This window comes from Clostridium sp. (assembly GCF_051650885.1).
Lineage (GTDB): Bacteria > Bacillota > Clostridia > Clostridiales > Clostridiaceae > Clostridium.
Genome location: NZ_JBOFRG010000046.1, coordinates 18,508 through 39,699, shown reverse-complemented (window position 1 = coordinate 39,699; position 21,192 = coordinate 18,508). Strand labels below are relative to the sequence as shown.

At 28.0% G+C, this 21,192-nt stretch carries 21 protein-coding genes and 1 riboswitch; of the genes, 2 read left to right on the top strand and 19 right to left on the bottom strand.

Going from position 1 to position 21,192, the window contains the following annotated elements:
* The 15 genes from ACRC28_RS02370 to ACRC28_RS02300 all read right to left on the bottom strand — a co-directional run.
* Positions 1 to 479: adenosylcobinamide-GDP ribazoletransferase (locus ACRC28_RS02370; RefSeq protein WP_438541855.1), on the bottom strand; the 479-nt coding region annotated here is incomplete at its 3' end.
* Positions 463 to 1,035: a bifunctional adenosylcobinamide kinase/adenosylcobinamide-phosphate guanylyltransferase gene (locus ACRC28_RS02365; RefSeq protein ID WP_438541854.1), complete on the bottom strand. Its 573-nt coding sequence runs from the start codon at positions 1,033 to 1,035 to the stop codon at positions 463 to 465. The genes ACRC28_RS02365 and ACRC28_RS02370, both read right to left, overlap by 17 nt.
* Entirely contained in the window at positions 1,032 to 2,120 is a 1,089-nt protein-coding gene (cobT, locus tag ACRC28_RS02360) for a nicotinate-nucleotide--dimethylbenzimidazole phosphoribosyltransferase (protein WP_438541856.1), read from the bottom strand. The genes ACRC28_RS02365 and cobT overlap by 4 nt, the downstream gene beginning before the upstream one ends.
* A gap of 111 nt (positions 2,121 to 2,231) precedes the next feature.
* Positions 2,232 to 2,999 carry a cobalt-precorrin-6A reductase gene (locus tag ACRC28_RS02355; RefSeq protein WP_438541853.1) on the bottom strand — a complete coding sequence of 256 codons (768 nt, stop codon included), beginning with the start codon at positions 2,997 to 2,999 and terminating at the stop codon, positions 2,232 to 2,234.
* On the bottom strand, positions 2,993 to 3,712 hold the full coding sequence (gene cobJ / locus ACRC28_RS02350) for a precorrin-3B C(17)-methyltransferase (RefSeq protein WP_438541852.1): 720 nt from the start codon (positions 3,710 to 3,712) through the stop codon (positions 2,993 to 2,995). The genes ACRC28_RS02355 and cobJ overlap by 7 nt, the downstream gene beginning before the upstream one ends.
* 29 nt (positions 3,713 to 3,741) lie before the next feature.
* On the bottom strand, positions 3,742 to 4,710 hold the full coding sequence (gene cbiG / locus ACRC28_RS02345; protein WP_438541851.1) for a cobalt-precorrin 5A hydrolase: 969 nt from the start codon (positions 4,708 to 4,710) through the stop codon (positions 3,742 to 3,744).
* The gene (gene cobM, locus ACRC28_RS02340) at positions 4,710 to 5,456 is read right to left on the bottom strand and encodes a precorrin-4 C(11)-methyltransferase (RefSeq protein ID WP_438541850.1); all 747 of its coding nucleotides are present in this window, start codon (positions 5,454 to 5,456) and stop codon (positions 4,710 to 4,712) included. The genes cbiG and cobM overlap by 1 nt, the downstream gene beginning before the upstream one ends.
* Before the next feature lie 7 nt (positions 5,457 to 5,463).
* The gene (locus ACRC28_RS02335; protein ID WP_438541849.1) at positions 5,464 to 6,129 is read right to left on the bottom strand and encodes a cobalt-factor II C(20)-methyltransferase; all 666 of its coding nucleotides are present in this window, start codon (positions 6,127 to 6,129) and stop codon (positions 5,464 to 5,466) included.
* A 4-nt stretch (positions 6,130 to 6,133) separates the two neighbouring features.
* Positions 6,134 to 6,709: a precorrin-6Y C5,15-methyltransferase (decarboxylating) subunit CbiT gene (cbiT, locus tag ACRC28_RS02330; RefSeq protein WP_438541848.1), complete on the bottom strand. Its 576-nt coding sequence runs from the start codon at positions 6,707 to 6,709 to the stop codon at positions 6,134 to 6,136.
* A gap of 68 nt (positions 6,710 to 6,777) precedes the next feature.
* A complete protein-coding gene (gene cbiE, locus ACRC28_RS02325; protein WP_438541847.1) occupies positions 6,778 to 7,380 on the bottom strand; it encodes a precorrin-6y C5,15-methyltransferase (decarboxylating) subunit CbiE in 603 nt (200 codons plus the stop codon).
* A 22-nt stretch (positions 7,381 to 7,402) separates the two neighbouring features.
* Positions 7,403 to 8,515, bottom strand: coding sequence for a cobalt-precorrin-5B (C(1))-methyltransferase CbiD (cbiD, locus tag ACRC28_RS02320; protein WP_438541846.1), 1,113 nt, complete (start codon positions 8,513 to 8,515; stop codon positions 7,403 to 7,405).
* A 1-nt stretch (position 8,516) separates the two neighbouring features.
* The gene (locus tag ACRC28_RS02315; RefSeq protein ID WP_438541845.1) at positions 8,517 to 9,140 is read right to left on the bottom strand and encodes a precorrin-8X methylmutase; all 624 of its coding nucleotides are present in this window, start codon (positions 9,138 to 9,140) and stop codon (positions 8,517 to 8,519) included.
* 49 nt (positions 9,141 to 9,189) lie between these two features.
* The gene (locus ACRC28_RS02310) at positions 9,190 to 10,491 is read right to left on the bottom strand and encodes a cobyrinate a,c-diamide synthase (protein ID WP_438541844.1); all 1,302 of its coding nucleotides are present in this window, start codon (positions 10,489 to 10,491) and stop codon (positions 9,190 to 9,192) included.
* On the bottom strand, positions 10,466 to 11,317 hold the full coding sequence (locus ACRC28_RS02305; RefSeq protein WP_438541843.1) for a sirohydrochlorin cobaltochelatase: 852 nt from the start codon (positions 11,315 to 11,317) through the stop codon (positions 10,466 to 10,468). Before ACRC28_RS02305 ends, ACRC28_RS02310 begins: the two co-directional genes overlap by 26 nt.
* 137 nt (positions 11,318 to 11,454) lie before the next feature.
* Positions 11,455 to 11,657, bottom strand: a riboswitch (cobalamin riboswitch).
* A 62-nt stretch (positions 11,658 to 11,719) separates the two neighbouring features.
* Complete coding sequence (locus ACRC28_RS02300) at positions 11,720 to 13,477, bottom strand: ATP-binding protein (protein ID WP_438541842.1); 1,758 nt, start codon at positions 13,475 to 13,477, stop codon at positions 11,720 to 11,722.
* Positions 13,478 to 13,562: 85 nt separating this feature from the next.
* On the opposite strand from ACRC28_RS02300, the gene ACRC28_RS02295 reads away from it, so the two are divergent.
* The gene (locus ACRC28_RS02295) at positions 13,563 to 14,105 is read left to right on the top strand and encodes a response regulator (protein WP_438541841.1); all 543 of its coding nucleotides are present in this window, start codon (positions 13,563 to 13,565) and stop codon (positions 14,103 to 14,105) included.
* A 6-nt stretch (positions 14,106 to 14,111) separates the two neighbouring features.
* Positions 14,112 to 15,200 carry a sensor protein KdpD gene (locus ACRC28_RS02290; protein WP_438541840.1) on the top strand — a complete coding sequence of 363 codons (1,089 nt, stop codon included), beginning with the start codon at positions 14,112 to 14,114 and terminating at the stop codon, positions 15,198 to 15,200.
* 50 nt (positions 15,201 to 15,250) lie between these two features.
* Here the strand turns inward: ACRC28_RS02290 and kdpC are convergent, their stop codons facing one another.
* The 4 genes from kdpC to ACRC28_RS02270 all read right to left on the bottom strand — a co-directional run bounded on the left by kdpC (position 15,251) and on the right by ACRC28_RS02270 (position 21,062).
* The gene (gene kdpC, locus ACRC28_RS02285) at positions 15,251 to 15,835 is read right to left on the bottom strand and encodes a potassium-transporting ATPase subunit KdpC (RefSeq protein WP_438541839.1); all 585 of its coding nucleotides are present in this window, start codon (positions 15,833 to 15,835) and stop codon (positions 15,251 to 15,253) included.
* A gap of 18 nt (positions 15,836 to 15,853) precedes the next feature.
* Entirely contained in the window at positions 15,854 to 17,881 is a 2,028-nt protein-coding gene (kdpB, locus tag ACRC28_RS02280; RefSeq protein WP_438541838.1) for a potassium-transporting ATPase subunit KdpB, read from the bottom strand.
* 18 nt (positions 17,882 to 17,899) lie between these two features.
* On the bottom strand, positions 17,900 to 19,546 hold the full coding sequence (gene kdpA, locus ACRC28_RS02275) for a potassium-transporting ATPase subunit KdpA (protein ID WP_438541837.1): 1,647 nt from the start codon (positions 19,544 to 19,546) through the stop codon (positions 17,900 to 17,902).
* 310 nt (positions 19,547 to 19,856) lie between these two features.
* Positions 19,857 to 21,062, bottom strand: a complete 1,206-nt coding sequence (locus ACRC28_RS02270) for a glucose-1-phosphate adenylyltransferase (protein WP_438541836.1) — start codon at positions 21,060 to 21,062, stop codon at positions 19,857 to 19,859.
* Between the last annotated feature and the right edge of the window lie 130 nt (positions 21,063 to 21,192).

The window sequence follows — 21,192 nt, the reverse complement described above, 5'->3', positions numbered from 1 at the left end:
TCCTTTATTAAAAAATATCCAACTATACTTCTTGATATAAGTGGAATTAATATTAAAAACTTTAATTTCCCATTATGCATAACTATTTCATTTAAACTTGAAAACTCTATTATCAAGAGAAATACTAATGATATAACTGAAAAAGCTCCAACTCTTGAATCTTTAAGTATTTTTAACATAGTTTCTCTATCTCTTCTTGATAAAACTGCATCACATACATCCATAAATCCATCTAAATGCAAAAATCCTGTTAAGAAAAATGGTATTCCTAGAACTAATGCACTTAATAACATTTTAGGAACTCCCACAAGCTTTAAAAAGACTGCTCCTGCATACCAAATAAGTCCTATTATAAGCCCTATTAATGGGTAAAGCTTCATCATATGCTTTCCTGAATTTTCATCCCATACCTTTTTAAATGGAGGCAAAATAGTAAACATTCCAATATTCATGTTAAAAGCATTAAATAAGCCCTTCATGTTTAAGTTTCCTCTTTCCTTTAAATATTTCAATCATTCCATAAGTTACATAAATAGATATATCTGCAATCTCTGAAACTTTTCTATTTAAATATCCCAAATTTTTTCTATATTCTTCAGTCATTTTATCGTATACTATTGCTTCTGAAAAAATATAATCGGATACTACTATTAAATTTTTCACATCTTTGCTTAACTCTTCTATTTCTGAAAATATTTTCTCATTAATACCTTTAGAAACCCGTTCTTCTTCTAATAAAAGCTCTCCTTTAAACATTTCATTTGCCATAAGAGATGTTAAAGAGTCTAATAATACTGTGTCTTCTCTTTTTATAACTTCCTTTAACTTTAAAATATCTTGCTGCATTTCATATGCTTTAAATTCTGTTCCTATTCTATCTTTTTTATGATTTTCTATTCTTTCTAAATCTTCATTTCCCATTGGTTTCATTGTAGCTAAGTATATTAAATCTCCACTTTTATGAAGTTTTTTACTAAAGTCTTCACCTATTTTTGACTTACCACTTTTTGAACCACCACTTATAAAAATAATCATACCTTATAATTTTTTTCCTCTCTTACAGTATCTAAATATGAGTTATCTATATTTGCCTCTTCAAAGCTTCCCATATTATTTACCATACTATTTGCAAAATCTATAATTGAAAAAGCAAGTGGACACCCACTACCTTCTCCAAGTCTCATATTAAGGCTTAAAATTGGTGTTAAATCTAATTCTTTTATAGCTAAATCATACCCAATTTCAAAGGATTTATGTGATGGAAATATATATTCTTTGACTAAAGGATTAAGCCTACAGGCAACAAGTGCTGCTACTACTGAAATAAATCCATCTATTACAACAGGGATTTTAAATTTAGCTCCTCCTAAAAATACTCCTACCATTCCGCAGATATCAAATCCTGAAACTTCTGATAAAATTTCTATAATATCTTCATTATCAACTCTTTTTAATGCCCATTTTATTACTGCTTTTTTCTTTCTAAAACTCTTTTCTGTAATTCCCCCACCTTTTCCTACAACATTTTCTATCTTTTCATCTAAAAGTGCACATAAAACTGCTGAAGAGGTTGTTGTGTTTCCTATGCCCATCTCTCCAACTCCAAGTATTTCATAACCATCTTTATATGCTTTTTCAGCTATTTCTATTCCTATTTCTATTCCCTTATAAACCTCTTCTTTAGTCATAGCACTTTCTTTATATAAATTGTTTGTCCCTTTTCTAATTTTTCTATCTATAACACCTTCTATTTTTTCATCTGAATTTATTCCAATATCAACTACTATTAAGTCAGTATTATTTTCTTTAGCAAGGGCTGCAACCCCAGTTCCACCCTTTAGAAAGTGCTTTGTTTGTGCAAGAGTTACATATTGTGGTGCAGAAGCTATATTTTCTTCTACAACACCATTATCTGCACACATTATAATGATTCCCTTTTTTTTAATTTTATTTTTAACTTTTCCTGTTATTGAACTAAGCTTTATTGCAATATTTTCAAGTTCACCTAAGCTTCCAAGTGGCTTCGCTAAATTATCTATATACCTTTTTGCTTCTTGCATAATTTCTTTATCTGTTTCTTTTATACTATCAATGTGCCTTCTTAAGCTTTTATTTTTAATCAAAAAAATCTCCCCTTATTAAGTATTAATTTTATTATATACTATTCTTAAACTAAGGCTTCTATTAAAATATTTAAATAAATAAAGTGGATAGAAATCACCCACTCTCTTTTAATAATCAAAATTTTCTTTTATAAAGGAAATCATATCTTTTATACATGAAAATTCATTCTGATATTGTATCTTTGGCTTATTTATTAAAATTATTTTTCCATTAGCTTCTAATATAGCATTTACTTTAGAGTCTACTGAACCTTCTATACCACTGTCTTTAGTTATAATAGCTTTTATATTATACTCTTTAATAATCCCTCTATTTAACTCTATAGAAAAAGGTCCTTTTATAGCTATTATATCACCTAAATCTATTCCACCTTCAGTTAATTTTTTTAAAACTTGCCACATAGGAAGAATTCTATGTATAATTCTATTTTTCAAATTTAAATTATGAATTACTAATGCATTATTACTTCCTGTAGTATTTAAAATTGTTCCATCTATATTTTCAACGGCTTCTTTTAATTCTTCATAAGAATCTATTCGTATAATATTTTTATGATTAAATTCATCAAAAAAACTTTTTCTTTCATATCTTACATAAGCAATATTCATCTCTTCACAAGCTTTAATTATAGTTTTTGAAGCCTCACTTGCATAAGGATGAGTTCCATCTACAAAAATTTTTATATTATTTTTTTTTATAGCAGTTTTAAAACCCTCTAAGTCTAAAGGTTTTGTATTTAAAACTTTTATTTTGTTATTCTTTAAAAGCTCTCCTCCATATTTAGTTGCAGTTGAAACAAATATATTTGAAGTAAACTTATTTACTTCTCTTAAAATCTCTCCCCCTTCACCTGTCCCTAGAACAAATCCTAGCATAATTTATATCCTCTTGGAGTTATAAATTTCCCATCCTTAACATAACTTTGAGAATTTCCAACTATAACTATAGAAAACATATCAACTATTTCTTCATTAAAATTCCCAAGATTAAATATAGTCCACTCTTGTCCATCTCTAAGTGCATGTCTTACTACTGCAACTGGAGTTTCATCATTTCTATATTCTCTGATAATTTCAATGCACTCTCTTAAATAATGAGGTCTCCCTTTACTTCTTGGATTATACAAAGAAATTATAAAATCTGCATCAACTGCATTTCGAACTCTCTTTTTAATAGTTTCATAAGGAGTCATTAGATCACTTAAACTTATATTACAGTTATCATGCATAAGAGGTGCTCCAACTACTGAACCTGCTGCACTTGATGCCGTAAGTCCTGGAATTATTTCCACATCCTCATCTTCTTTAAGTTCTAATATAAGACCAGCCATTCCATAAATGCCGGCATCTCCAGTACTTACTAAAGCTACTTTTTTATCTTTAGCAAGCTTTAACGCTTCAATACATCTAGCCTCTTCTCCTCTCATACCAGTCATAAAGATTTCTTTATCTTCTATAATAGGTTTTATCATATCTATATATTTTGTATATCCTACAATTACATCACATTCTTTTATGGCTTCTAAAGCTTTTAACGTCATATGTTCAAGTCCACCAGGACCTATTCCAACAACAAATAATTTCCCCATATTTATTTCTCCTTTAATTTTATAAATTTCTAATTTACTATTCCTATAGTAAGAGTTATTCCATTAATTTTTTCTACATTTCTTATAATTTTTCCATTTAAAAGATCAATAACAGGACTACTCACACATCTTACTCCTGTAATTTTTTCTACAAAATCACTACCTTCATATTTATTATGATACAGGCCTATTTCTTCTTTAGTGAAAAATTCAAGTTCTGCGTTAAGAGTTTCTGCTAATTTTAAAATAGCTTCTTCATCTTTTTTTAGATCTATTGAAGAGATAGTTTTTACACTTAGTGGATTTATATTTAAGCTTTCTAATCTAGCTAAAACTATTTTTTCTAGCCTTTCTGGTTCTGTATTTCGCTTACAACCTATTCCTAATATAATATTTTTTCTTATAAGACATAACACATCACTTTTATTTATATTTTTGTTAGTTACAGCTAATGTCCATGATTTTATTTCTTTAGTTTTTATATAACCTTTAGGAAGAGAAATTATTTCTTTCTCATCATAAAAATAAACATCTTCCTCATTTACAAGACGGCTTGCAAATACTTTAGCTTTTTTTAAAGAATCTATAGTTAAATTATTTTCTAAAGCTACTATATCTGGTGCATCTTTTCCCATATTATCTGTAGCTGTAGTTATAACAGGTGTATTGTTTAAAAATTTAGCAATTTTAGATGTTAAATAATTTCCACCACCTAAATGACCTGAAAGAAGACTTATTGTAAAAGTATTACAAACATCTACTACAATTACACAGGGGTCCCTATCCTTACTTTCCATTAATCCATTTATAGCTCTAACTGCAATTCCTGTAGAAGAAACAAAAACTATTCTTTCATAATTTTTAAAAGCTTTTTTTGCCTCTTCTCCAAGTTTAAAACTTTCCATTTCTGATTTTAAAACTAAATCTCCATTAAATTCTTTAGCTAATGATTTTGCTATATTATCACCTTTTTTAGTTACACTTATAATACAAAGCATTATTCTATTCCTTTTCTAAACATATGAGTAAATTTCTTATCATATAAAAGACTTTTTTCATATTCACAGTCTATAAAGTCTCCAACTAAAATTTGAGCACATTTAGTTATTCCACATGCTTTAACTTTTTCACTTATATCATCTAGTGTTCCAATTAATATTCTCTCATCTTCCCAAGTAGCTCTTTCAATAACAGCTATAGGAACATTTCTTCCATAACCACGTCTAAGCTTTTCTACAACTTTATCTATCATACTTATAGAAAGAAATAATGCCATTGAAGCTCCAATACTTGCAAGTCTTTCTAAATCTTCTGTTTCTGGTACTGGTGTTCTGCCTTCTACTCTTGTTAAAATAACTGTTTGAGTTACTGATGGAAGAGTAAATTCTTTTTTTATAGAAGATGCTGCTGCCACAAAAGAACTAACTCCTGGTACTACCTCATAAGAAATTTCAAGTTTATCTAATTCATCCATTTGCTCTTTTATAGCACCATATATTGATGGGTCACCTGTATGAAGTCGTACTATAACTGTATCTTTATTCTTTTCCATAACAGATATAACTTCTTCTAAAGTCATTTTAGCTGAATTGTAAATTTTTGTATCCGATTTACAAAAATCCATATGTTCTTTAGCGACTAATGAACCTGCATATATAACAATATCTGCTTTAGAAAGTATATCTCTTCCTTTAACAGTAATTAAATCAACATCTCCCGGACCTGCACCTATAAAATAAACCATTTTTTATCTACTCCTTACTTGCTAAAATTAATGACATATAGTCTCTACATTTTAGTATTTCCTCTTTATCTTCTAAAATAAGCTGACCTTCACGTCCTGCACGACTTACATAAACATAATTAAATCCCTTTTCTTCTAAAAGATTTAAAACTTCTTCTTCACGCTTGTACACTTTCATTACAACTACATATTTTTCATCAGTTATTTCATGTATCTTAGTCGCTGGCATTACAGTAAGTCTATTATCTCCAACAACTATAGTTCTTCCTACAATACTAGCTGATGCACAAAAAGAAGTTATTCCTGGTACTGTTTCTACAGTGAAATGTTTTTCTTCCATTTGCTTTAAAAGATGAATATATGTGCTATATACAAATGGATCCCCTATAGTTAAAAAACTTACAGTTTTTCCTTCTCTAAGCTTTTCTTCAATTAAATCATAGGCTTCTTTTACTTTAACTTCTTTATCTTTTCCACCCATAGGAAAATGTTTTATAAAGACTTCAGTTCCTTCTTTTATATATTCTTTAACTGTATTTAAGGCGATACTTTCGCCACCTTCAGTTCCAGTTGGTGCAACTATAACATGACTATTCTCTATAGCGCGAACTCCCTTAACAGTAATAAGTTCACTATCACCAGGTCCTACACCTATTCCATATAATTTTGCCATAACTTTATTCTCCTTTAATACATTTAACTATATAGATTGGATTACCTGCAATCATCATATAGCTTTGACCTCTATTTTTACTTATATTAACTAAAGATACATCTAGTGTATATCCTAAAGACTTCAACTTTTCCATTGCGATATAGGAATTATTTAATGTTATAAAGTTCATAACAAGAGTTCCAGATGGTTTTAAAATATTATGACATCTCTCAATGATTCCTTCTAAATCTCCACCAGAACCACCTATAAAAATAGAATTGAAGGTATTCCCTTCCTTTTTGTATCTATCTAAAATTTCTATAGCTTCACCTTTATCTAAAATTATATTTTTACAATTAAACTTTTCTATATTTTTTTTTGTAGTTTCTATTGCAGGTAAATCCCTTTCAATAGAATAAACTAATCCTTTATTTGCTATAAGAGCTGCTTGAACAGTTATAGTTCCAGTTCCTGCTCCAACATCTAAAATTTTTGAGTCTTCTCGAAGATCCATTTTCCATATAGCTAAAGCTCTTATATCTTCTTTAGTCATAGGGCAGTCTCCTCTTAAAAATTCATTATCTTTTATCAAAATCATAATTTTTCCTTTCATTGCGTAGCTTTTTAGGTAATTTTTACCTTTTATTGAATATCTTTTAGTCGATATTAGTTTTTCTCTATTATTTCAACCATAAGAATACTCATATCACTAAACTCTTCTTTTATAAAATCTTTTGGCTTTCCAAAAACTAATTTCTCATTTTCATAAGATAGATTTTCTCCAATATAGATATTACAATCTAAATTTAAAAGGCTCTCACATAATTTATTTGGTGTATTTTTTTTGTCACAAAGCCAAATACTTAATTTATTTTCTTTTATTTTCTCTATAAAAGAATCTTCTCTTGCATGCATACTTCCTGTATAGGCAAAACTCCAAGATTTATTTAATACACTTGTCATATACTGAAAAGCACTAAGCCCTGGAATAACTTTAACTTCTTTTGTTGTCTTTTTATTTATATAAGAAGATACTCCAAAAAATGTAGGATCGCCTGACGCAACTATTGCAATATCTCCATTAAATTCTTCTACTCTCTTTATTATTTCTAAAAGACTTTCTATTTTTTCTTTTTTATTATTTATAAAATCCACTGCATCTATAGCTCTAGAAAAGCCTATAATTTTATCCGCATTTTCTAAAGTTTTTATAGCTTTTCCGAGTATATAATCCCTATGCCCTGGACCTATACCAACAACATAAATCATATTTTAAATTTTCCTTTTATTTTTAAAAATTTTCAGGTTCTATTTGAGATTTTTCTAAAGAATTATATAAAATATTATAGGCTGAATATCCACTATACATTACAGCATGACATTTTACTTCATCATATGTATAAATAGACATTCTTTTTTTTATTTTTTCACCTATATTAAAATAAAGTTTTTCAAAACCATCACCTAGGACTTTAACCGCTCCTTCACTTGTTTTCTCTTCCATTATTGTAGATACAAATTCTCGATTATATCCTAAAAGAAATAGTTCTAATGCTATAACCTCAAGCCTAACATCAGAAATTCTACTATGTGTATTAAAACATCCATAAGCAACCTTACTAAGTTTACCTATATGCCCAACTAAAATTATTTCTGAAACTTTCATAGCTTTTGCCTTTTCTAAACAGAAACCTACAAAGTTTGAAATAATAACAATTTCCTCTTCTTTAAATCCTAAGTCAATAGCACATTTTTCGCCTATATTTCCAAAAGTTAAAACTATTCTTTTATTTTCCTTAGCTTTTTGTTTAATCTCTATATTAATAGACTCCTTTATAGCATCTTCAGACATTGGAACTACTATTCCTGTTGTTCCAAGTATTGAAATACCACCTTCTATGCCAAGTCGTGGGTTAAAAGTTTTTTTAGCTATTTCACGGCCTTCAGGAACCGATATGGTTATGGAAACACCAATTCCTTTTGGAAGAACTTCTAAAACTTCTTTTTTTATCATTTTTCTTGGAACTGGGTTTATAGCATACTCACCTTTTTTGACGGAAAGACCATCTCTTGTTACAAAACCGACGCCTTCTCCACCTGTTAAATAAAATCCAGATTTTTCTTTTACTACAGTAGAAAAAATAGCTATTCCATCTGTAGCATCAACATCATCTCCACCATCTTTTAATATAGAGACTGAAACATAATTCTTACCTTTTTCTACTGAGTTTATTTTAAGGTTTAACCTAATTCCCTTTGGTGTATCTATTTCTATAAATTCTAAATTTATATCAGGATTAAAAAGCATAAATGTAGCTGCTTTTGATGCAGCAGCAGCAGTTGAACCCGTAGTATAACCACATCTTAATTTTTTCCCATCAGCTTCAATATATAAATCTAACATTTTATCTATCTACACACATATACATTAATGCATTTACAATAGCTGCTGCTACTGTGCTTCCACCTTTTCTTCCATTAATAGTTATATAGGGTATATTTAATTCATCTAAGTTTTCTTTACTTTCTGCGGCACCTACAAATCCCACTGGAACACCAATTATAAGTTTTGGACTAGCTTCTCCATCATTTATAAGCTCTTTAAGCTTAAAAAGTGCTGTTGGAGCATTTCCAAACACAAATATATCTACATCTTCATTTGCTGCTATTTCTACTGCAGCCATAGAACGAGTTATTTCTCTTTCTTTAGCTTCCTTATGAACTCTCTCTTCATTTACATAACAAATTACATTGCTATTTAATTTATTTAGAGCCATTTTATTAATACCTGATAAAGCCATATTAGTATCAGTATATATTTTTGCTCCTTTTTTTAATGCTTTAACGCCTTCTTCTATTGCAGTAGGGCTTATTTGGATTAAATCTTTATATTCAAAGTCTGCTGTTGTATGAATAACTCTCTTTACGATTTTTAATTCATCATCTGAAAAATTACTCTCTCCCATTTCCTCACCGATAATTTGGAAACTTCTATTTTCAATATCCATTGGATTTTTTATATAACTCATTTTTCTCCTCTTTTCATATTAGTAAAATTAAAATATATTATTTTAATTTTTATAGTCGTAATATATATTCAAGAAATTTTATATTGCTAAAAAAGTGTACATGTGGATAGCCTGCTAAGGTATTATTTTTTTCATATCCACATTTCCAAGTTTTTAGAGTGCCTGAATAATTTTCTTTACTTATATTAAATACTGGATTTTCAGCAGTTTCTGTCTTAGATTTATGAAATTCGTGACAATTTATCCTCATTCCTCGAAAATCTATATGAGCATATCCAAAGTTATTTAATTTATCTGTCATAAATGATTTGCCTTTAAAAAATCCAACCATCTCAAAGCCATCTATTTCTTCAGTTAAATACATGAATCCACCACATTCACCATAACAAGGAAGACCATTTTGAAGCTCTGCCTTTATAGAATTTAACATACTCTTATTTCTAGATAATTCTTCTTTAAATATTTCAGGATAGCCACCACCTATATAAAGAAATTCTAAATTTTCAGGAAGATGTTTATCTTTTAGTGGGCTAAAGTAAATTATTTCTCCAAGTGCTTCTAAGCATTCTATATTCTCTTTATAATAAAAATTAAATGCCTTATCAAAGGCTATTCCGATTTTCTTTTTAGGTGAAATATTAAAATCTTTAAATACAGTTAGCTTTGATTTTGTTAAATTAATGTCTTCAAAAGAATTTATTAACTTTTCCATATCAATATTTTTTTCTATAAGCTCTGCGCAAAGTTCTATTTTTTCATCTAAATCTAAAACCTCCACACTTTGAATAAGTCCTAAATGTCTAGATTTTAAACTTAAATCTTCTGTAGATGGAATAAATCCAAAAACTTCTATATTTAAATTTTCCTCAATTAATTTTTTAAGTAAAAGATAGTACATTTTATTTATATTGTTTAATACAATACCTTTTATGTTGGCAGTTCTAAATTCTAGTAATCCTTTAAGCTCAGCACAAAAAGTTAAACTTTGGGCTTTAGGTGAAAGAATTAAAATGATAGGAGCATTATTTAATGCCTGCGATGTATTAAAGGTTGAAAATTCATCACTAATGCCTTTGCCATCATAAAGTCCCATAACACCTTCAATAATTGCAAAGTCCCCACTTCCCCTATTAAAGGATTCTTTAAAGCCTTCTTCTCCCATTAAAAAGAGATCTAAGTTTCTTGAATCTTTTCCTGTAACTTTTCTATGAAAAGCTGGATCTATATAATCAGGTCCTGATTTAAATCCCTGAATATTATAACCCCTATTTTTTAATGCCTTCATAAGCCCAAGTGTAAAAGTAGTTTTTCCACCGCCACTTTTATTAGATGATAAGACTAAAGTTTTCATTTTTCTTTCCCTTCTTTGTTTCACCAATACCTTTAAAGGTATCATTAATAGTTTGATGTACTCTTTTTACATAAAGGTTTCTAAAAGCTTCAATTTCACCAAGTCCCTTTAAGAAAAGATTTACCTTTATTCCTTTAGCTTCTAAAATACTTTTCCAAGAATCTTCATCATCAGATGCCATATCATTTAAAACATGATCACCACACACAACCATTAAAGGCAACAATAAAACTTCTTTTATGCTTCTTCTTTTTAATCTTTTTATAACACTGTCTAAAGTAGGATGTCCCTCTACTGTTCCAACAAAAGCATTATCATAACCTTCCTCTTCTAAAACTACTTGAAGACAACTATATGCTGAGCTTGCTGGATGTGAAGTGCCATGTCCAAAAAATACTACATTTTTATTACTATCTAAAATATCTTTTATTGAATCTATAAATAGAGAATAATCAAAATCAACCTCTTCAATTCCTTGATAATAAAGAATTGGTCTTCCAACCTTTAAACTTTTAAACTTATCTTTAAAATTCTCTTGTACATTTTTTATATAATCAAACTCTTCTCCTGGAATAATATGAAGAGGTTGCATTATAACTTCTTCATAGCCAAGCTTATATAAATTATTTAATGTTTCTTCAGGCGTATCTATATGGATATTATAAACATCCTTCATTTTTTTTATAATCATATGAGCAGTAAATGACAGAAAATGATCATATTCTGGAAATTCTTTTTTTATATCACTCCTTATTTTTTCAATTGAATTTTTAAATGCATTTTGATAGCTTGTTCCAAAACTAACAACAATAATAGCTTTTTTCATAATAGGCTCCTTTAAATTTAAAAAACTTTTTTAACTATAATAAAAAAACACCCTTTTTAGGGTGCTTAAGTATTCTATAAAAAATCTAATCTTATAAAAATTAGATAAATAAAATCCTTTCTTCCCACCGAAGTTTAGTATTTCTTTTTTATTAGGCAGGTCTCCTGACTTATGCTTCATCCTTTATTCTTCCTTCCCAAAGAAAATCTTTAGTGGTTTTATTAGAACATCGTCTGCAAATACAGTAGCGGGGGCTGTAATGGATTTTAACCATTTTCCCTTTTAATCATATGATAGAATTTTGAAAAATATCATATAAACCTAGTAAACAAATATTTTATTTTTAAAGTAATTATATACGTCAAAACTTTTATTGTAAAGGTTAGTCTGTCTTCAAGAATGTTATTTATCTAATAAAATAGTAAAAATTGTTCCTTTATTTATTTGACTCTGAACAGAAATCATTCCATTATGCTCATCAATAATTTCTTTACAAATAGCCAATCCAAGGCCAGCAGAACCTTCGTTTTCACCTGTTTGAAAAAATTTACTAAAAATAAATGGCAAATCTTCTTCAGTAATTCCAATTCCATCATCAGCCACTGTAATTCTAATCTTTTCATCTATTATACATGAAAGTTCTATAGTGCCATGCATATCTACATATCTAAGTGCATTACTTATCAAATTATTTAAGACCCATTTAAATTTTTCTTTATCACATGGAATAAATTCATCTTTAAAATTTATAATGAAATTTATATTTTTTTCTTTTATTTGAAGTTTGAATTTTTTTAATATATCTATTTCAATTTCTTTAAGAGAAGTGTCTTGGATATTCATTAATATTTTTTTGTTTTCTAATTTAGATAAAAATAATAACTCTTCAACAAGATTATTCAAATTTTCACCTTCATTTTTTATGATGAATAATAACTCTTCATCATAAGTATTCTTATTAGACATAAGTATATCGACTGCCATAGAAATAGAGGTAAGTGGTGTTCTAAATTCATGGGATATAGTATTTAAAAGATCTGTTTTCATTTTATCTAATTCTTTGAATTTAGTGATATCATGCATTAGTATAACAGTCCCAATATTTTGACAACCATTGAACCATATTGAGTTTGCAATAACTTTATAATGATGACTATTTTTAAACTCCAGTTCTTCTAAATAGCTAATCTCATTAATTGATTCTCTAGATTTTTTTATAACATCACATATTTCTTTAAATTTAATTATATCCATAAAATTTTCTTGTAAGCATGGCCTATCTATATCTAAAAGTTTTTTCATACTATTATTTAGCATAATCACCTGATTTTTATTATTAGTAACTAAAATTGGAGATTCGATACTTTCAATTATAGATTGAGATTTTTTACTTTCTTGCAAAAGTTTGTTTATATTAATATTTTCATAGTCAAATAATTTGGAAACCATTATATTAAACTCTTTTAAGATAAAATTCATTTCTTTATCTCTCTTTAAAGATAACCTATATTTTAAATTTCCCCTACTAACTTCTTTAATTCCTTTAATTAAATCTTCAATAGGAGTTAAAATCTTATTTAAAAGATATCCATTTATAATAATTACAATAAATAAAATGGAAATTGTAATAGTTATACTATAGCCATAAAATTTTTGCACCATTTCTTCAGACTTATTTTGCATTTTTACTAAATATTGTTGATTCATTGAAAAAATACTATTTAGCTCTAACTTTATTGAGTTATAAATTGGTAGAATTTCTTCAATATAAATAGTTTTTTTATTAGAAGATATACGAAAATCATTTAATAATTTTTTGTAAATTTCCAGTTTATCTTCTAAATCTTTTACAACAATGGCTTCTTCTTTTTCAGTTATATTCTTTTTTTCTTTCTCAAGATTTTCATATAATTTTTTTAAATCAAATTTTTGATTTATTTTCCCTGTATTCAAAACTGCTTGTACAAGTTGATTATTTATATCATCTAAAACACAGTTCATCTCTTGCACAGCAACTATACTTTCATGGTTTGAATTCAAAATATTCTCTATTGAATCTTTGAGTTCATAAAAAAGTGATACAGTGCCTATTCCGTTTAAAATTGTAATTATTATAAAAATAATCATGATTAAAGCAATTCTAAGTTTTATTATTTTCATAAATTTCTCCTAAATTTTCTACTTTTATTGTATTTAGTATAGCTTTAAGTTATTATAATGTAAAGAAAAGTAAGGGGTGGTAAAATTGAACAAAATATTAGTTGTAGATGATACTAAAAATATACGAATATTGTTATCTAAAACTCTTGAAATGGAAGGGTTTGATGTAACAACTGCTCAGGATGGATTTGAGGCTCTAAAGTTAATTGATGAAAAAATTTTTGACATTTGCTTTATTGATATAAAAATGCCAGGTATGAGTGGTATAACCTTATTAGAAGAGATATGCAATAGGGATTTTCATTGTAAAGTAATAGTAATGACAGCATTTGGAACAATAAAAAATGCTATTAAATCCACTAAACTTGGAGCTATTGCATATATTCAAAAGCCATTTTCAGCTAATACAGTGAAAAAAACATTAGAAGAAGTATTAGGAGAGAGCTTAAATGAATCTAAGAAAGATGAAGTAACTCAGCTAGAAAGAGTAAGTGATATTTTATTTAAACATCCTTTAAAGTCAGAATCCTATTTAGAAGTTAGCAATATACTAAATAAGCTTAATAATAGAGATTTAGCAGAAGTATTTTTAAAATTTTCAAAAGAACTAGAGTTAATAAAGAGGTAGTTAATTATGTATAGAAAAAATAGAGGTGAATTAAAAATTTTTCTTGGATATGCACCTGGTGTAGGGAAAACTTATTCTATGCTAAATGAAGGAAATAGGAGACTTGCCCGAGGGGAAAATGTTTGGATTGGATATTTAGAGGATCATGGAAGAAAAGATACTTATAACCAAGTAAAGAATCTTTCATTTATTGAAAATAAAAAAATTTTATATAAAGGTAAAATTTTTGAGGAAGTTAATATTGATGAAATAATTAAAGTAGCTCCAGATGTAATACTCATAGATGAATTAGCACATACAAATATTACTGGATCTAAAAATGCTAAGAGATATATGGATATTTTAGATATTTTGGATAATGGAATAAATGTGTATACAACTTTGAATCTTCAACATCTAGAAAGTTTAAATGATATAATATTTCAAATTACAGGAGTTAAGGTTTCTGAAACTGTACCAGATTCCATAATAGATATAGCTACTGTTGTAGTTATTGATTTACCACCAGATTCTCTTAGAAATCGTGTTAAAAGAGGAAATGTTTATAGAAATGAATTAATAATTCCTTCGTTAAAAAATTTTTTTAGAAAGGGAAATTTAACAGCATTAAGAGAACTTACATTGAGGCAACTTGCTGATGGTGTTGATGAGGAACTTGAAAAATATAAATTTGAGCATAATTTGAATGATAATTGGAGAATTGTAGAAAGAATTATGGTTGCTATCTCAAGCAATCCATCCTCTAAAAGATTAATAAGGATGGGAGCACGTATGGCTAAAAAGTATAAATGTGAATTTTACTGCGTATACGTATCTTCAACTCATGGTTTTGCCCCTAAAATATCTGAGGAAATGTTAGGTTCTTTAAATGAAAATATTGAACTTGCTACTAAATTACATGCACAAGTCATTTCTTTAGAAGGAAACTATATATCCAGTGAAATTATTCAATTTGCAAATGAAAAGCACATTACAAAGCTTATTTTAGGACATTCCCAAAGAACAAAATTTCAAAATTTCTTTCGTGGTTCTTTAATTAATAAAATTTTAGAAGGAGTTAAAGATACAGAGGTAATTGTAGTTCCATTTAAATAAATAAATTTTAAAAAATAAAGGACACCTCACGGATGTCCTTTAATTAATAGCTATTTATTCAATATTTCATCTATACAAATATTTAATTTTAAAACATTAACTCGTTCTACTCCATACATACCAAATGAACTTTTTTCAATGTTTTTTTCAATAACATCTAAAAGGATTTTTTTTGAAATACCAGTTTCAGAGCTAATTCGATCTATTTGTATCTCTGCTCCTCTTGGCGTTATATGTGGATCTAAACCAGATCCTGATTCAGTTATAAGCTCTGATGAAATATCCTTTTTCTTTAATGTAGGGTTTTCTTTTAAAAAGTTTTGTATATCATTGAGAGCCCTTTCCTTCAACTCATTACTAGAAACACTTAAATTAGCAGATCCAGAAGAGGGAGTTTCTGTGTTAATATTATAGTTTACAGTTGATGGGATTCTAGACATAAAATATTTTTTTTCAGTAAAACGTTGACCTATTAATTCAGATCCAACCTCTTTATTATTAACTTTTAAAATACTTCCATTTGCCTCATAAGGAAATAAAGTTTGTCCAATCAAAGTAGTAGCTAAACTATATAATCCACCACATAAAATAAACATAATTAGTGATAAGCGTAATGCTTTTTTTATATAATCCATAGTAATTTTCATCTCCTTTTAAATAAAATATAGAATTGGTGCTATTAATAAGTCAATTATTTTGATACCAATAAATGGAGCTATAACACCACCTAGTCCATAAATTAAAAGATTACGTTTCAATAAACTTTCAGGTTTAATATTCCTATATTTAACTCCTTTTAATGCAATTGGAATTAAAAGTGGAATGATAATAGCATTGAAAATTAATGCTGAAATAATAGCAGATTTAGGTGAATAAAGTGCCATTATATTTAAAGCTTCCATTTGAGGTATTGCTAAAGTAAACATAGCTGGGATTATAGCGAAATATTTTGCTATATCATTTGCTATTGAAAAAGTTGTTAGCGCTCCTCTAGTAATTAATAGCTGTTTCCCTATTGATACTATATCAATAATTTTAGTTGGATCCGAATCTAAATCAATCATGTTTGCAGCTTCTTTTGCTGCTATAGTTCCTGAATTCATAGCAATACCAACATTTGCTTTTGCAAGTGCAGGTGCATCATTTGTCCCATCACCAGTCATAGCAACAATACTACCCTTTTCTTGTTCTGTTTTTATTACATTTATCTTATCTTCAGGGGTACATTCTGCAATATATCCGCTAACTCCTGCTTCTTTAGCAATTGTTCTTGCAGTTAATTCATTATCACCAGTACACATTATAGTTTTTATTCCAATTTTCTTTAATGTTTCAAATCGCTCAACTAATCCTGGTTTTACAGTATCTTTTAGATAAACAACTCCTAATACTTTTTCCGAAGTACAAACAACAAGTGGTGTGCCACCTAGATTAGAAATTTTATCTACAATTTCTTTTAAATCCGTTGGTTCAGATTTACCCAATTCATTAATATACTTTACTATTGAAGAATATGCTCCTTTTTTAACCACTAGCCCATTGTTTAAAATTAAACCACTACTTTTAGTTTGAGCAGTAAATGGAATATCAGTTGCAAATTCATAATCATCTCTATTAAATTTAAAACCTAATTTTTCACCAAGCAAAACTATAGATTTTCCCTCAGGAGTATCATCCTTTATTGAAGATACAACTGCATATTTAATTAATTCATCTTTAGAAACTCCAGCTATTTCTATAAATTCTGTTGCCATTCTATTTCCAAATGTTATAGTACCAGTTTTATCTAATATCATCACATCAACATCACCACAAGCTTCTACTGCTTTTCCACTCATAGCAATTACATTAAATTTTGTTACTCTATCCATTCCAGCTATTCCAATAGAGGATAGTAATCCTCCTATAGTAGTTGGAATAAGGCAAACTAGTAAAGCTATTAAAGTTTGAATACTTAAGTCAATGTTTACAAAGTTTGCTATTGGTTTTAAGGTTATAATAACTATTAAAAATATAATAGTTAGCGCTGTTAATAGGGTATTAAGTGCAATCTCATTAGGTGTTTTCTTCCTAGAGGATCCTTCAACTAAAGCAATCATTTTATCAATAAATGATTCACCAGCATCTGAAGTTATTAAAACTTTAATAGAATCTGAAACTACAGTCGTACCACCTGTTACTGATGAAAAATCACCACCTGGTTCTTTTATTACAGGGGCTGATTCGCCTGTAATAGCTGCTTCATTCACTGAGGCAATACCTTCTATAACTTCACCATCACCAGGAACAATATCATTAGTTTCAACTAAGACAATGTCCCCCTTTTTTAATTCTGTTCCATCTATAATTTCTAACTCACCAGTATCAGAAAGTCTTTTTGCTTTAATTTCTTTTTTTGCAAGTTTTAAAGAGTTAGCCTGGGCTTTTCCACGTCCTTCAGCAATAGCTTCTGCAAAATTTGAAAATGAAACTGTAAGAAATAAAATTAATGTAATTACAATACTATAGTTTCTTTCACTTTCGTGTGTAAGAAATATTGAAATAAATGCTATTATCATACAAATGTAAACTACAAACATAACAATGTTTTTAATCATTTCTTTTGGATTTAATTTTTTAAATGAAGTTATAATAGCTTCACTTATAATTTCTTTTGAAAATATATTTTTTGTATTTTTCATATCACACCTCCTAAATTCTTATAACATTAGAATTTCTGTAATTGGCCCCAAAACTAAGGCTGGTAAAAAGGTTAATGCACCAATAATTAAAATAGTTACAATCAAGATGCCACCAAATAAAAATGTATCTGTCCTAAAACCAATACTATCTTCAGAAATTTTTCTTTTTTTCTTTAATCCACCTGCTAATGCTAGCATAAGAATTAAAGAAATAAATCTTCCAAATAACATAACTATTCCTGTTGTTAAATTAAAGAATAGAGTTGAATCTTTTAAGCCTTCTAAGGCTGATCCATTATTAGCTGCTGCACTGGTATACTCATATAGTATTTGAGATACGCCATGAAATCCTTCTAGAGAATTCTGACCTAATAATAATGCTAGTGCAGTAGGAACTAAAATTATAATAGGGTGAATCAATATTATTGCAGAGATTAATTTCATTTCTCTTCCTTCAATTTTTTTTCTTAAAAATTCAGGTGTTCTTCCTATCATAAGTCCACAAATAAATACTCCTAAAATAGAGAATATAAGGATATTTATTAATCCAACACCTTTACCACCAAAAATTGTATTAAGCATCATATTCCATGTGGTTATAAAAATTCCTATTGGTGTTAAAGATTCATGCATATTATTTACTGATCCAGTTGTAAAGGATGTTGTTATTACTGAAAAAACTGACGAATCAAAAGCACCAAATCGTACTTCTTTTCCTTCCATATTTCCTAATGTATTTGTGATTCCAAGATTATTAAGTACTGGGGTTCCAGCATTTTCTCCTAAAATCATAATGGCTAAAGAAACTAGTAGTAAAGCAAATACAGAAATAAAAATTACTCGACCTTGCTTTTTATTTTTACATGCTCTTCCAAACATAAATATATAAGCGCCAGGAACAACCATCATTCCAAGCATTTGAACTAAATTAGTAAGGGGAGTTGGATTTTCAAAAGGATGTGCTGAATTTCCTCCAAAAAAGCCGCCTCCATTTGTACCTAAATGTTTAATACTTTCTAAAGATGCAACAGGTCCATATGCAATAGTTTGTGTTGAACCTTCAATTGTTTCAATAGCCTTATAACTTTCAAAGGTTTGTGGAACACCTTCACTTATAAAAAAGATTGCCATAAGGAATGCAACAGGAATTAAAAATCGTGTTATTATTCTAACTAAATCTTTGAAAAAATTTCCGATTTTATTATCAGTCAATCCACGAATACACGCTCCAAGTACAGAGAAACCTGTTGCAGCTGAGGTAAACATAAAAACTGTAATCACAATCATCTGTGAAAGATTAGTTAAGTTTACTTCACCTGTATAATTTTGAAGATTTGTATTTGTCATAAAACTTGAAACAATATTAAATATAAGATCTAATGTTAACCCTTTCTCGCCATTGGTAAGCATTCCTTGAAAAAGTAATATAATAAATCCAATTAATATCATTACAGCATTAGTTAAAAGCATGGCCAGTCCATATTGTTTCCAGTTCATATCTCGTCCTTTAATTCCACCTAATTTGTAAATGAAATTATCGATTTTATCCATAACAAAATCAATTTTAGAAGATTTATAAAATATTAATTTATAAAAATATCCTCCTAAAATTTTTGAAATTAAAATAAATATTCCTAGTAAAACTATCAACCCAATTATTCTCATATTATCCTCAAACTCCTTTAATTTACTATAAATTGATTATATTCTTTTTATAATTTAAAGCAATTTCATAATCTTTTTGATCTTTTGATTCTCAATACCTTTAAGTTTGATTATTAAGAATTAGCTCTTGATTTTATTTAAATACTCAAAGATTCTCTAAAATTCTATAAGAATTAAATTTCTAATTTAATTCTTATAATTACTATTAAAAAGGTTTCTAAATCTAAAATAACCCCTGTAGAAAAGAATTTTCTACAGGGGTTATTGGATTACTAATTTAAATCAATACCAATTTACTAAATTATTTTTATTATACTAAAACAACTTTTTCTTTTGATTTAGATTTTTTTAAAATTTCTATTTTTTCAAGATTACTATTTTCAGACACAATTCTTTTAGGACCAACAACTGTTATATTATCTTTTTCAACAATAACAGTTCTTTCTTTTATTATAGAATCACAGCCAATAATAGCATTACTTATAATTGCGTAAGGTTCTATTACGGTATTTGCTAATATAACCGAGTTTTCTACAACAGCTCCTTCGCCAATTTTAACGCCAGAAGAAAGAATACTATTATCTATACATCCGTCTATTTCACATTCATCGCCTAAAATACAGTTTCTTATAATTGCAGTTTTACTTATTTGACATTTTTCATATTCAGAAACATTGGCAGATGAAATTTTCCATTTATCATTTACACTAAGCTCACATTCATTGCTTAAAAGGTCCATATTTGCTTGCCAAAGACTCTCAACAGTTCCTACATCTCGCCAATAACCTTTAAATGAGAATGCAACCATTTTTTTATTATCATTTAACATCATTGGAATGACATCCTTACCAAAATCATGGCTTGAATTTGATATTTGTTCATCATCGATTAAATATTTTTTTAATACATCCCATGTAAAAATGTATATTCCCATAGAAGCTTTATTACTTTGTGGTATTTCAGGTTTTTCTTCAAATGAATATATAGTACTATCTTCATTTGTATTCATTATTCCAAACCTACTTGCTTCATCCATTGGAACTTCAAGAACAGCAATTGTTGCATCAGCATGCATTTTTTTATGGTGGTCTAACATTTCAGTATAATCCATTTTATAAATATGATCTCCTGAAAGAATTAAAACATATTCAGGATTATATTTATCAATATATTCTATATTTTGATAAATAGCATTTGCAGTTCCAGTATAGCAATTATCTTTATCATTTTCTGTATATGGTGGTAAAAAACTTACTCCCGCTTCATCAACCTTTTTTAAATCCCAAGCCTGTCCATCTCCAATATGTTTATATATAGCCTTAGGTTTATATTGTGTAACAACACCTACAGTATCTATTCCAGAATTAACACAATTACTTAATGGAAAATCAATTAATCTATATCTTCCACCGTAAGGAACAGCAGGTTTAGCTAGTTTCTCTGTTAATACTCCTAATCTAGTTCCTTGTCCCCCTGCAAGTATCATACCAACAATTTCTTTATCATTTACTCTCATAAAAGTCACCCTTCCATCTAAAATTTAATGTATATTATAAAAAATTTCACTAAATACTCTTACGTATATTAAGTATATTTAAGTTGAGTTATATATATTACAATAATTAATAAATTAATTTTAAAAATAA

Excerpts from the sequence above, each read along its gene's own strand:
- ACRC28_RS02305 (WP_438541843.1), bottom strand. The coding sequence starts at position 11,317 with ATGAAAAAAGCTATTATTGTTGTTAGTTTTGGAACAAGCTATCAAAAT.
- cbiG (WP_438541851.1), bottom strand. The coding sequence starts at position 4,710 with ATGCTTTGTATTATAAGTGTAACTAAAAAAGGTGATAATATAGCAAAA.
- cobJ (WP_438541852.1), bottom strand. The coding sequence starts at position 3,712 with ATGGGGAAATTATTTGTTGTTGGAATAGGTCCTGGTGGACTTGAACAT.
- cobM (WP_438541850.1), bottom strand. The coding sequence starts at position 5,456 with ATGGTTTATTTTATAGGTGCAGGTCCGGGAGATGTTGATTTAATTACT.
- kdpC (WP_438541839.1), bottom strand. The coding sequence starts at position 15,835 with ATGGATTATATAAAAAAAGCATTACGCTTATCACTAATTATGTTTATT.
- ACRC28_RS02365 (WP_438541854.1), bottom strand. The coding sequence starts at position 1,035 with ATGATTATTTTTATAAGTGGTGGTTCAAAAAGTGGTAAGTCAAAAATA.
- cbiD (WP_438541846.1), bottom strand. The coding sequence starts at position 8,515 with ATGTTAGATTTATATATTGAAGCTGATGGGAAAAAATTAAGATGTGGT.
- ACRC28_RS02290 (WP_438541840.1), top strand. The coding sequence starts at position 14,112 with ATGTATAGAAAAAATAGAGGTGAATTAAAAATTTTTCTTGGATATGCA.
- ACRC28_RS02315 (WP_438541845.1), bottom strand. The coding sequence starts at position 9,140 with ATGAGTTATATAAAAAATCCAATGGATATTGAAAATAGAAGTTTCCAA.
- kdpB (WP_438541838.1), bottom strand. The coding sequence starts at position 17,881 with ATGAAAAATACAAAAAATATATTTTCAAAAGAAATTATAAGTGAAGCT.
- ACRC28_RS02270 (WP_438541836.1), bottom strand. The coding sequence starts at position 21,062 with ATGAGAGTAAATGATAAAGAAATTGTTGGTATGATACTTGCAGGGGGA.
- cbiT (WP_438541848.1), bottom strand. The coding sequence starts at position 6,709 with ATGATTTTGATAAAAGATAATGAATTTTTAAGAGGAGACTGCCCTATG.
- cbiE (WP_438541847.1), bottom strand. The coding sequence starts at position 7,380 with ATGATTTATGTTGTTGGTATAGGTCCAGGGCATAGGGATTATATACTC.
- ACRC28_RS02310 (WP_438541844.1), bottom strand. The coding sequence starts at position 10,491 with ATGAAAACTTTAGTCTTATCATCTAATAAAAGTGGCGGTGGAAAAACT.
- ACRC28_RS02355 (WP_438541853.1), bottom strand. The coding sequence starts at position 2,999 with ATGCTAGGATTTGTTCTAGGGACAGGTGAAGGGGGAGAGATTTTAAGA.
- ACRC28_RS02300 (WP_438541842.1), bottom strand. The coding sequence starts at position 13,477 with ATGAAAATAATAAAACTTAGAATTGCTTTAATCATGATTATTTTTATA.
- kdpA (WP_438541837.1), bottom strand. The coding sequence starts at position 19,546 with ATGAGAATAATTGGGTTGATAGTTTTACTAGGAATATTTATTTTAATT.
- ACRC28_RS02335 (WP_438541849.1), bottom strand. The coding sequence starts at position 6,129 with ATGGCAAAATTATATGGAATAGGTGTAGGACCTGGTGATAGTGAACTT.